Annotated in this window: 9 protein-coding genes; 8 read left to right on the top strand and 1 reads right to left on the bottom strand. The window is 61.2% G+C overall.

All coding sequences use genetic code 11. The annotated features are described in order from the left end of the window. Positions 1–172: 172 nt before the first annotated feature. The 6 genes from E4O98_RS06485 to dacB all read left to right on the top strand — a co-directional run bounded on the left by E4O98_RS06485 (position 173) and on the right by dacB (position 6,849). Positions 173–991 (top strand): response regulator, encoded by an 819-nt coding sequence (locus E4O98_RS06485; protein WP_103733365.1) that lies wholly within the window; start codon positions 173–175, stop codon positions 989–991. 200 nt (positions 992–1,191) lie between these two features. Then, positions 1,192–1,827, top strand: coding sequence for a response regulator transcription factor (locus tag E4O98_RS06480; protein WP_032877653.1), 636 nt, complete (start codon positions 1,192–1,194; stop codon positions 1,825–1,827). 91 nt (positions 1,828–1,918) lie between these two features. After that, the gene (locus E4O98_RS06475; protein WP_032877651.1) at positions 1,919–2,389 is read left to right on the top strand and encodes a nuclear transport factor 2 family protein; all 471 of its coding nucleotides are present in this window, start codon (positions 1,919–1,921) and stop codon (positions 2,387–2,389) included. A 37-nt stretch (positions 2,390–2,426) separates the two neighbouring features. Beyond that, positions 2,427–2,699, top strand: a complete 273-nt coding sequence (locus E4O98_RS06470; protein ID WP_032877650.1) for a GIY-YIG nuclease family protein — start codon at positions 2,427–2,429, stop codon at positions 2,697–2,699. Between the two features lie 109 nt (positions 2,700–2,808). Next, positions 2,809–5,223, top strand: a complete 2,415-nt coding sequence (locus E4O98_RS06465) for a TonB-dependent receptor (RefSeq protein WP_248134447.1) — start codon at positions 2,809–2,811, stop codon at positions 5,221–5,223. Between the two features lie 168 nt (positions 5,224–5,391). After that, positions 5,392–6,849 carry a D-alanyl-D-alanine carboxypeptidase/D-alanyl-D-alanine-endopeptidase gene (gene dacB, locus E4O98_RS06460; protein WP_248134446.1) on the top strand — a complete coding sequence of 486 codons (1,458 nt, stop codon included), beginning with the start codon at positions 5,392–5,394 and terminating at the stop codon, positions 6,847–6,849. 1 nt (position 6,850) lies between these two features. Here dacB and E4O98_RS06455 read toward each other — a convergent pair whose 3' ends face one another. After that, on the bottom strand, positions 6,851–7,630 hold the full coding sequence (locus tag E4O98_RS06455) for an IclR family transcriptional regulator (RefSeq protein ID WP_032877646.1): 780 nt from the start codon (positions 7,628–7,630) through the stop codon (positions 6,851–6,853). Between the two features lie 120 nt (positions 7,631–7,750). Between E4O98_RS06455 and hmgA the strand changes: the two genes are divergently transcribed. Then, the gene (gene hmgA, locus E4O98_RS06450) at positions 7,751–9,034 is read left to right on the top strand and encodes a homogentisate 1,2-dioxygenase (RefSeq protein WP_248134444.1); all 1,284 of its coding nucleotides are present in this window, start codon (positions 7,751–7,753) and stop codon (positions 9,032–9,034) included. 3 nt (positions 9,035–9,037) lie between these two features. After that, complete coding sequence (gene fahA, locus E4O98_RS06445) at positions 9,038–10,324, top strand: fumarylacetoacetase (RefSeq protein ID WP_248134441.1); 1,287 nt, start codon at positions 9,038–9,040, stop codon at positions 10,322–10,324. The last annotated feature ends 10 nt before the right edge of the window (positions 10,325–10,334 follow it).

Below are 10,334 nucleotides of genomic sequence, written 5' to 3'. Positions count from 1 at the left end.
CGGGCGGGGAGAGGGGGGCGGTGGTGCTTTTCGTAGTTGTTGTATCGACTCGGTCAGGCTCAAAAGATTATAGATATCCCCTGAATGGGTATTTGCTACATGAGAGGTCTCGAGGGCTATTGCACCAGTGCCGGAGATTACTGCCGGATCAATAGTCACGATAGAGGTACTGATGGGTTCGCTGGTAGGTTCAACAGCAGGAGCGAACCGCAAATTGAAGCCGCAAGGTGCCCCCCCGCTTCATTGGCAGCAGTTGAGCGTGCTGGTGGTGGAAGACCATTCAGCCTACCGCCTGTTGCTGGGTTGTTTGCTGCAGAAACTGGGGTTGGGATACGAATTGGCCGACGATGGGTACGTCGGGCTGGCGGCCTTTGCCAGCCGGCCCTTCGACTTGGTGATCAGTGATTGCCAGATGCCGTTCATGGACGGCTACAGCATGGCTCGCGCTATTCGCCAGCATGAGTGCGACAACGGGCAGAGGCGAGTGCCGATCATTGCCTTGACCGCCAACCTGCAAAACGACAGCCCCCAGCGTTGCCGCGACGCCGGTATGGATGCCTGGCTGCTCAAGCCATTGACCCTTGAACAGCTGCACGCCGTGTTGGCACGCTGGCTGCCGGGCGTGGATGACGCGTATGTCGTCCAGAAGGCTGTTGCGCCGCTCGCCGGCTGGCCAACCCGTGCCACGTTGGTCGCCATGTTTGGCAGCGAGCGTATCGTCGATCAATTGTTGGAAACCCTGTTGTTCGAGGCTTGGGAAGACCACCGCGTGTTGCGCCATGCCTGCTTGACGTTGAACTCGTCACTGACGGCTGAGCGCCTCCATCGATTGGTGGGCAGCCTGGTGTTTTTGGGCGGTACTGGCCTTGAAGCCAGCGCCGTGAAGCTGATCGAACAGGTCCAGTCCCAGGGTGTTGCTGCGCACAAGGTGCAATTGGAGTTGTTCCTGGCGCGCTTGTTCGTCTATCTCGAGTACCTCTCTGAAGTCTGAGAGGTAGTGTTGGCGCAGAGCGTTTTGCAATCCGTTGATCTTGTCTTTGCTGTAGGTATTTTCTTATTGTTTTGTAGGCAAAAAAGTGTGAGCTACTGAACATTGAGCGTGGCTGCCAGCAGCACTTTGTTAGCGGTTGTTGATGAGCGCCAGCGGGGGTATTTTGCGCGGATTCAGTTTGCCATCATTCGTGGGAATCTATGCTTCGAGTAATTATTGCTGACGATCACCCTATTGTGCGTATCGGGCAGAAAGTCGTGATTGAGGCGCATGGCCGGTGCAAAGTGGTCGCGGAAGCCGACGGCCCCGATCAGTTGCTCGAACTGTTGAGGACAACCCCGTGTGACGTGCTCGTCACAGACTTTGCCATGCCAGGCGGCCAGCAGGCCGACGGCTACGGGCTGTTGAGCCTGTTGCACCGCCAATATCCGCAGTTGCCGGTGATTCTGGTGACCATGTTCGCCAGCGTCGCCACCCTGCGTGCTTCCTTCGCCCATGGTGCCAAGGCCGTGGTGGCCAAAAGTGCTTCGGCCAAGGAGCTGCCCCAGGCGATCAAGGCTGTGTGTGCCGGCCAGACGTTCGCCAGTGAATCCCTGCGGATGCAAATGGTAGAGGCGGGTACGGGCGATCAGTCCCAGGTGCCGCAATTGTCCTGCAAGGAGCGCGAGGTGGTGCGCATGTTGGCCAGCGGCATGACCGTCAGCCAGATTGCGGCACAGGTCAACCGCAGTATCTCTACCATCAGTAAGCAGAAAAGCACGGCTATGCAGCGGCTGAGTATCTCAACCGATGTAGACCTGTTCGCCTACGCTCGCAGCACTGGGATGGTGCCGTAGGCTCCTGCATTTGCCTGGCGAATGTCAGTAGCCAGCGCGGTGTGGGCAGCCTATCGTGCGCTTATTCTTTCGAAACCTGCGGAGCCTGCCCATGAGTGATGCCCATAACGCCCTGATCACCGCGTTCTACAGTGCCTTCCAGCGCCTGGATGCCGAAGCCATGGCCGCCTGCTACACCGAAGACGTGGTGTTCAGCGACCCGGCCTTCGGCGAGTTGCGCGGGCGCGACGCGGGGGATATGTGGCGAATGCTCACCACGCGGGCAAAGGATTTCTCCCTGACCTTCGACCACGTGCGCAGTGATGACAGCACTGGCAGCGCGCACTGGGTGGCGACGTACCTGTTCAGTGCCACGGGCAATACGGTGGTTAACGACATCGGTGCGCGCTTTGTGTTTCGCGACGGCAAGATCTGCGAGCACCACGATCACTTCGACCTGTGGCGATGGTCGCGCCAGGCGCTGGGCTTGAAAGGGCTGCTGTTGGGCTGGTCGCCGGCGCTGAAAAATGCGGTGAGGGCCCAGGCGCTTAAAGGCTTGAAGGCATTCCAGGCCGGTCGTTGATAAGATTGGCGCTCCTCTGGTTTGCCGAAATTGCCCTGTGACTGATCCTGTAGAACCCAAACCCTGGTTCGTCTACCTGGTGCGTGCCGCCAATGGCTCGTTGTATTGCGGCATCAGCAATGACCCGGTGCGCCGCTTTGCCTGCCACCAAAGCGGCAAGGGCGCGCGGTTTTTCTTGTCCAGCCCGGCGGTGGCGTTGGTGTACACCGAACAATGCGCGAGCAAGGGTGAGGCGTTGCGCCAGGAGCGGCTGATCAAGAAGCTGAAGAAGAGTGCCAAGGAGTGTCTCGCGACGAGTGGCAAGCAATGATCGAAATTATTTACTGATTCATGTGAGGTAAATCCCCGGCCCATCCGTGTAGTGCATGAAACTGCGATCTATTCGCATTAACAGCGTTTTCTACACGGGTTCTCACAGCATGAAGTCAACGGCGGGTGGTTGGGTAAAACAGTGGCTGGGAGCCTCGGTCTTGGCGGTGTCAGGGCTGGCGTTGCTGCCTTTGAGCGTTGCGCGTGCGCAGGAGCAGCAAAGCGCCCAGTTCAATTTTGCCCTGGCAGCCAAACCACTGCCCCAGGCCCTGAGCGAGTTCAGCCGTGTCACAGGCATCAGTGTGATCTACACCGATGAAGCGCCTTATGGCCTCAATGCCCCGGCGCTCAGTGGGCAGATGAGCGCGACCCAGGCCCTGCAACGTCTGCTGAGCAATACAGGTTTCACCTTCCGCCAGATCGACGCCCGCACCCTGGCCCTGGAGCCGCTGCCCAGCGACGGCGCGGTCAACCTTGGCGCCACCACCATCAGCGCGGCCAACCCGACGCAGGACAGCACCAGCTATCAGCCGCCGCCCACCAGTTCGGTGATGCGCTCCCATGGGTTGCTGCTGGAAACCCCGCAAACCGTCAACGTGGTGCCGGCCCAGGTGCTGCGCGACCAGCAACCGCGCAACCTGGATGACGCCCTGGGCAATATCAGCGGCATCACCCAGTCCAACACCCTCGGCAGTACTCAGGACGCGGTGATGTTGCGTGGTTTTGGCGACAACCGTAACGGCTCGATCATGAAGGACGGTATGCCGGTGGTGCAGGGCCGTGCCATGAACGCTACCGCCGAGCGTATTGAAGTGCTCAAGGGCCCATCCTCGCTGTTGTATGGCATCCAGGACCCGGGCGGCGTGGTCAATATCGTCAGCAAAAAGCCTGAGCTGATGCAGTCCACCTCCCTGACCGCGCGCGGCTCGACCTTCGGCAGCGGCAAGAACGGCAGCGGCGGCAACCTCGACACCACCGGCCCCCTCGGCGACAGCGGCCTGGCTTATCGCCTGATTGTCGATCATGAAGACGAAGATTACTGGCGTAACTACGGCACCCATCGCGAGACCCTGGTGGCGCCGTCCCTGGCCTGGTACGGCGATACCACCCAAGTGGTGCTGGCCTATGAACACCGCGAATTTCTCGCGCCGTTCGACCGTGGCACCGCCATCGATCCCAAGACCAACCACCCGCTGAACATCCCCGCCACCCGGCGTCTGGATGAACCGTTCAACAACATGGAAGGTCGCTCCGATCTGTACCGCCTGACCGTCGATCATGATCTGAACGACGACTGGAAAGCTCACTTCGGCTACAGCTGGAATCGCGAAACCTATGACGCCAGTCAGGTGCGCGTGGTCAAGGTCAACACCAACGGCACCCTGACCCGTAACATGGACGGTACCCAGGGCGCGTTGACCACCGACCGCTTCGCCACCGCCAGCCTCGAAGGCAGGGTCGATGTTGCAGGTATGCAGCACGATCTGGTGTTCGGCCTGGACGATGAGTACCGCAAGATCTACCGTGCCGACCTGATCCGCCAGGCGCCGCGGGGCACCTTCGATTACAACAACCCGGTATACGGCAATGAAGTCGCCGGTTCCAAAGTCAGCGCGCCGGACAGCAACCAGACCGATCTGCTGCGCAGCGATTCGCTGTTCTTCCAGGATGCCATCCACCTCAACGATCAATGGATCCTGGTCGGCGGTGCGCGCTACCAGATGTACGATCAATACGCCGGCAAAGGCGTGCCGTTCACCGCCAACACCGACGGCAATGGCCAGAAGTGGGTACCACGGGCCGGGCTGGTGTATCGCTACACTGATCAATTGTCGTTCTACGGCAGTTATACCGAGTCGTTCAAACCCAACTCCACCATCGCGCCGCTGGCCAATAAAACCGTGTTGAGTGGCAGTTTGCAGCCGGAAGAATCCAAAGCCTGGGAGCTGGGTACCAAGTTCGACCTGCCGGGGCGCATCACCGCCAGTGCCGCGCTGTTTACGATCGATAAACGCAACGTATTGGTGCAGGTAGGCGAGGGCCTGACCTCGGAGTACAGCGTGGCCGGCAAGGTGCGCTCTCGCGGTCTGGAGCTGGATGCCAGCGGCCAGCTGACGGATAAATGGAGCCTGATTGGCAGCTATGCTTACACCGATGCCGAGGTTACCGAAGACCCTAAGCTCAAAGGCAATCGCCTGCAGAATGTGGCAAAAAGCACCGGCTCGTTGTCGGCGGTGTATGACTTCGGCAGTGTCCTGGGCGGCGATCAACTGCGTGTCGGCGCCGGGGCGCGTTATGTCGGCGAGCGGGCAGGGGACGCGGCCAACAGTTTCGAACTGCCCAGCTACACCGTGGCCGATGTGTTCGCCAGCTATGACACCCGGCTTGAAGGGCAGAAGGTCAAGTTCCAGCTCAATGTGAAGAACCTGTTCGATCGTACTTACTACACCTCATCGGTGAATACGCAGTTTGTGTCGGTTGGCGATGCGCGGCAGGTGTCGGTGTCCAGCACCTTGACCTTCTGATTCATTTATCTGTGGGAGCTGGCTTGCCTGCGATGGCATCGACTGGGTTTGCCTGATACACCGAGTTGTCTGCATCGCAGGCAAGCCAGCGCCCACAGGAAAGCGGTCGCCACATTGATAGCGAGCTGATAGCGTTGCCGCCATTGCACGCCTATGGAAAACGCAACGATGCACTTTGGAAAATGGTTACACACCGGCACCCTGCTGGTTGGCTTGAGCTTTTTGCTGGGCGGCTGCGCCAGTGTTTCACCGACTTCCACACCGGCAACCCTGGATAAGTTGTTGAGCGACCCGGCGCTGCACGGCGCTACGGTGTCGCTGATGGTGCGCGATGCTCGCAGTGGCGCGACGCTCTATCAGCACAACCCTCGCACCCGGCTGGTGCCCGCGTCCAACCTCAAGTTGCTGACCACCGCCGCGGCGATGGATGTGTTGGGGCCGCAATACCGCTTCGCCACCCAACTGCTGAGCAATGGCATACGCCAGGGCGACCGTTTGACCGGCAACCTGTACCTGCGTGGCCTCGGCGACCCGACCGTTCAGTTTGCCGATTACCAGGCCCTGGCCGCGCAGTTGGCCAGCCAGGGCGTGCGCCAGGTGCAGGGCGACCTGGTGTTCGATGACACCTGGTTTGATGCCGAGCGGCTGGGTGTCGACTGGTCTCACGATGACGAAACCACCTACTACGGCGCGCAGATTTCAGCGCTGACCGTGTCGCCTGATTCGGATTTCGATGCAGGCAGCGTACTGGTCACCGCGAAGGCTGCGCTGCGGGCCGGCTCGCCGGTAAGTGTCGAGATTTTTCCGCCCACCGATTACCTGCAACTGAGCAACCGCGCCATCAGTGGGCCGGGCAACAGCTATGGGATCAACCGTCGCCATGGCACCAACCTGTTGCAGCTCAGCGGCGCAGTGGCGCCGGGGCGGCAGAGCCAGCAATTGGTCAGCGTCTGGGAGCCAACGCAACTGGTGGCCAATCTGTTCGAACAGGCCTTGGCGCAACAGGGCATCACCGTATTGGGGCGTCGAGTGATGGGCGGGGCAAGCCCGGCTGCAGTGACGGTGCTGGCCGAGCACCAATCGGCGCCGTTACAGGAGTTGATCACGCCGTTGCTCAAGCTCTCGAACAACAACATGTCCGAAGCCTTGCTCAAGGCCATGGGGCGCCAGACCGCCAATAGCGGCACGGCAGCGGCGGGCGCCGTGGCGGTGGCCGGGTTTCTCAAGCGTCAGGGGCTGGACACCAGCACGTTCAGTCAGGTCGACGGCTCCGGCCTCTCGCGGCGCAATCTGGTGTCGTCGCAAACCCTCACCGACCTGCTCCTGGCCGCCAGCAAACAGCCGTGGTTCGACACCTGGTACAACGCGCTGCCGATTGCCGGCAACACCGACCGCATGACCGGCGGCAGCCTGCGCTACCGTCTGCGCGACACGCAGGCGCAGAACAACCTGCACGCCAAGACCGGCTCCATGGGCGGCGTGTCGTCATTGAGTGGTTACATCACCGACGCCGGCGGGCGCAAGCTGGTGTTCGCGATGCTGACCAACAACTACGTGGTGGCCGGCGCGCAGGTCAAGGCGCTGGAGGACCGCGTGGCAGTGGCGCTGTCGCGCAACGACGATTGATTCAGGGCTGATAGCCCATACGCCAACTCACGGCCCGGGTCGCCGCCAGCAGGTGCTGCGCCGCCGGGCCATCTTCATCGGCATGGAACAGTGAGGTCGGGCCGACCACGGTCATCACTGCCGCCACTTGCCCGACCGCATTGAACACCGGCGCCGACAACGCATCCACGCCGGGCATCAGCAGGCCATGCACAAAGTGCAGGCCACGGCTGCGGATTTGTTCGCACACGCTGGCATAGGCCTGATCGTCTGCCAAGGTATGAGCGGTGCCGGCTTGAACCTCGCGTTCGCGCAGTTCCACCGTTTCCCGTGACGGCAGGTAAGCGCTGAACACCAGCCCGGTGGACGAACTGAGCAGCGGCAGCACTGAGCCCAACTGCGTCACCACAGTAACGGCGCGCACTGCCGGCTCGATCTGTACCACGGTCGCGCCCTGGTTGCCCCACACCGCCAGAAAGCAGGTTTCATTCAATTCATCGCGCAGCTCGGCCAGGGGCATGGCGCCGACTTTCAACACATCCATGCTGCCCAGCGCCGCCAGCCCCACGCGCAACGCCTCCCGGCCCAGGCCGTAATGGTTGGTGGCGGTGTTCTGCTCGGCAAATCCGGAGGCAATCAGCGCCTGCAAATAGCGGTGGACCTTGCTCGCCGGCATCTGCACATGTTCGGCCAGACGTGACAGCGAGGTGGCCGGGGACAATTCGGCCAGAGCCTTGAGAATATCGGTGCCGACTTCCGCCGAACGGACTTTCTGTTTACCGGTGTCGCGGGGCTTTTCCATGGAAGGGCGAGAATCCGAAAGATGAATGGGCGTCTTTATAGCTTGACGGTCAACAGTGATCAAATTACGTTATGCGTAACTGGATTACGATAAATACAACTGACCCACAGAGGATGATCCATGACCCTCGAATACCTTTCGGGTTTCGGCAACGAATTCGCCAGCGAAGCCTTGCCTGGTGCATTGCCCGTCGGCCAGAACTCGCCGCAGAAGGCCCCCTACGGGCTGTATACCGAACTGTTTTCCGGCACGGCCTTCACCATGTCGCGCAGCGAAGCCCGGCGCACCTGGCTGTACCGCATCCAGCCGTCGGCCAATCACCCGGCGTTCATCAAGCTTGCGCAGCAATTGGCCGGTGGACCCTTGGGCGCAGTGACGCCCAATCGTCTGCGCTGGAACCCGCTGGATATTCCGAGTGAGCCGACGGACTTTATCGATGGACTGGTCGGCATGGTGGCCAACTCGGGGTCGGAAAAACCTTCGGGCATCAGCATCTACACCTACCGCGCCAATCGTTCCATGGAGCGCGTGTTCTTCAATGCCGACGGCGAACTGCTGATCGTGCCGGAGCAGGGCCGCCTGCGCATCGCCACCGAACTGGGCGCGATGGACGTCGAGCCGCTGGAAATTGTCGTGCTGCCCCGTGGCCTCAAATTCCGTATCGAACTGCTGGATGCACACGCACGCGGTTATGTTGCCGAGAACCACGGCGCCCCGCTGCGCCTGCCCGACCTGGGCCCCATCGGCAGTAATGGCCTGGCCAACCCGCGTGACTTCCTCACGCCAGTGGCCCGCTACGAAGACCTCAAGCAACCGACCACGCTGGTTCAGAAATTCCTTGGTGAACTGTGGGCCTGCGAGTTGGACCATTCACCACTCAACGTGGTCGCCTGGCACGGCAACAACGTACCGTACAAATACGACCTGCGTCGTTTCAACACTATCGGTACGGTGAGTTTCGATCATCCGGATCCGTCGATCTTCACCGTGCTGACCTCACCTACCAGCGTGCATGGCCTAGCCAACCTCGACTTCGTGATCTTCCCGCCGCGCTGGATGGTGGCCGAGAATACCTTCCGTCCGCCATGGTTCCATCGCAACCTGATGAACGAATACATGGGCCTGATCCAGGGCGCCTACGATGCCAAGGCCGAAGGCTTCCTGCCCGGCGGCGCGTCGCTGCACAGCTGCATGAGCGCCCATGGCCCGGATGGCGAGACCTGCACCAAGGCCATCAATGCGGACCTGGCGCCGCACAAGATCGATAACACCATGGCCTTCATGTTCGAGACCAGCCAAGTGCTGCGCCCGACCCAGTTCGCTCTGGAGTGCCCGCAGCTGCAACCTGCTTACGACGCGTGCTGGGCCTCACTGCCCGCCACCTTCAACCCGAATCGGAGATAACCCATGACGCAACCAACGCAGACCCGCAGCTGGGTGGCCTCGGCCAACGGTCACGCGGATTTCCCCCTGCAGAACCTGCCCCTGGGCGTGTTCAGTATCAACGGCTCGGCCCCGCGCTGTGGCGTGGCGATCGGCGACATGGTCCTCGACCTGCACGCCGCGCTGGATGAATTTGACGGTGATGCCCGGCGTGCCGTTGAGGCAACAGCGGGTGGCCAATTGAACGCCTTTTTTGAACTTGGCCGTGGGCCACGCGTGGCGTTACGCGAGCGCCTGCTGGAGCTGCTGGCCGAAGGCAGCCAGCTGCAACAGCGCGAAGCGCAGGTGCTGCACCACGCCGCCGATTGCCAGATGCACTTGCCGGCGAAGATCAATGACTACACCGACTTCTACGTCGGCATCGAGCACGCGCAGAACGTCGGCAAACTGTTTCGCCCGGATAACCCCCTGTTGCCCAACTACAAGTACGTGCCGATTGGTTACCACGGCCGGGCGTCGACCATTCGCCCGTCGGGCACGCAGGTCCGGCGCCCCAAAGGCCAGACACTGCCGGCCGGCCAGTCCGAACCGACGTTCGGCCCCTGCGCACGCCTGGACTACGAACTGGAGCTGGGCATCTGGATCGGCCAGGGCAATGCCATGGGCGAAGCGATTGCCATCGGCGATGCGGCCGAGCATATCGCCGGTTTCTGCCTGCTCAATGACTGGTCGGCGCGAGATATCCAGGCCTGGGAATACCAGCCGCTGGGCCCGTTCCTGTCGAAAAGCTTTATCACCAGTATTTCGCCATGGGTGGTGACCGCCGAAGCGCTGGAGCCCTTTCGCAAAGCGCAACCGGCGCGGCCCGAGGGCGACCCGCAACCGCTGCCGTATCTGCTGGATAAACGTGATCAGAACGCGGGCGCCTTTGATATCGAGCTGGAAGTGCTGCTCACCACCGCCTCAATGCGCGAGCAGAACCTGCCCGCCTATCGCCTGACCTTGAGCAATACCGAGCATATGTACTGGACAGTGGCGCAAATGGTTGCGCACCACAGCGTCAACGGTTGCCAGTTACAGGCCGGCGACCTGTTTGGTTCAGGCACCTTGTCCGGGCCGCAGCCGGGGCAGTTCGGCAGCCTGTTGGAAATTACCGAAGGCGGCAAGAAGCCGATTGAATTGGCCTCGGGCGAGGTACGTAAATTCCTTGAAGACGGCGACGAAATCATCCTGCGTGGCCGTTGCCGCCGCGAAGGTTTTGCCAGCATCGGCTTTGGTGAATGCCGCGGTACTGTGGTTGCGGCACGTTAAGAGGGCAGGG

The sequence above is a fragment of the Pseudomonas sp. W2Jun17 genome (genome assembly GCF_023127795.1).
Classification (GTDB): Bacteria; Pseudomonadota; Gammaproteobacteria; order Pseudomonadales; family Pseudomonadaceae; genus Aquipseudomonas; species Aquipseudomonas synxantha_A.
Note: the sequence above shows the minus strand (reverse complement) of the source record. Positions and strands in the feature narration are given on the sequence as shown.

What these genes read in the sequence shown, in the direction of transcription:
- E4O98_RS06485 (WP_103733365.1), top strand. Translation starts at nt 173, where the DNA reads ATGGGTTCGCTGGTAGGTTCAACAGCAGGAGCGAACCGCAAATTGAAG.
- E4O98_RS06480 (WP_032877653.1), top strand. Translation starts at nt 1,192, where the DNA reads ATGCTTCGAGTAATTATTGCTGACGATCACCCTATTGTGCGTATCGGG.
- E4O98_RS06475 (WP_032877651.1), top strand. Translation starts at nt 1,919, where the DNA reads ATGAGTGATGCCCATAACGCCCTGATCACCGCGTTCTACAGTGCCTTC.
- E4O98_RS06465 (WP_248134447.1), top strand. Translation starts at nt 2,809, where the DNA reads ATGAAGTCAACGGCGGGTGGTTGGGTAAAACAGTGGCTGGGAGCCTCG.
- dacB (WP_248134446.1), top strand. Translation starts at nt 5,392, where the DNA reads ATGCACTTTGGAAAATGGTTACACACCGGCACCCTGCTGGTTGGCTTG.
- E4O98_RS06455 (WP_032877646.1), bottom strand. Translation starts at nt 7,630, where the DNA reads ATGGAAAAGCCCCGCGACACCGGTAAACAGAAAGTCCGTTCGGCGGAA.
- hmgA (WP_248134444.1), top strand. Translation starts at nt 7,751, where the DNA reads ATGACCCTCGAATACCTTTCGGGTTTCGGCAACGAATTCGCCAGCGAA.
- fahA (WP_248134441.1), top strand. Translation starts at nt 9,038, where the DNA reads ATGACGCAACCAACGCAGACCCGCAGCTGGGTGGCCTCGGCCAACGGT.